Source organism: Mesorhizobium sp. M0751, from assembly GCF_040320265.1.
GTDB lineage: Bacteria > Pseudomonadota > Alphaproteobacteria > Rhizobiales > Rhizobiaceae > Mesorhizobium.
Genome location: NZ_JAMYPH010000091.1, coordinates 1 through 583 on the forward strand (window position 1 = coordinate 1; position 583 = coordinate 583).

The following is a 583-nucleotide window of genomic DNA, read 5'->3' on the forward strand; positions in this document are numbered from 1 at the left end:
CACAAGGAGGCCTTTGCAGAGAAGGCGCATAGATATGCGATTTGAGAGATATATGCTTTTTTGAGCGCCGAGAGCGCTGCCTGGGCGTTCAGCGAGGCAATTTTTCAGGATAATCGGCTCATCCGGCCGATTATGGACGGACTCCTGCTTATGCCGGCTTCTCGCCAGGCGGATGGAGGGTGCTGACCGTGCGGCGCAGGTTGTAGGCGCAGGCGGCCAGCATGCACTGCGTGCGGTTGGCGGCGAGGTTGAAGAAGCGCAGGCGCCGCATGGCGTAGCTCTCCTTGAACACGGCGAAGGGCCGCTCGACCGCCGCTCGCACCTTGGCGATCAGCTGGTTGCGCCGCTTCTGGCGCGGCGGCAACTCGGGATGATGTTTGTTGGGCCGCCGCATCAGGCGGTCCTTGATGCCTGCCTCGACCAGCCGGGCATGTCTGGCGTGGGTATAATAAGCCTGATCGCCATAGACCGCCTTTTCATCGCCGCTGATCAGTGCGTCGGCCGGCTCGGTATCGGTGACCGAGGCGTCGCTCACCTCGACGCGCCGGATCAGCGTATGATCCTGGTCGACGCCGATGTGCAT

At 62.4% G+C, this 583-nt stretch carries 1 protein-coding gene; it reads right to left on the reverse strand.

The window, feature by feature from the left end; translation table 11 throughout:
- Positions 1–148: 148 nt before the first annotated feature.
- Positions 149–583 (reverse strand): transposase (locus NKI19_RS32790; RefSeq protein ID WP_352567730.1); only part of this gene is annotated, 435 nt, incomplete at its 5' end.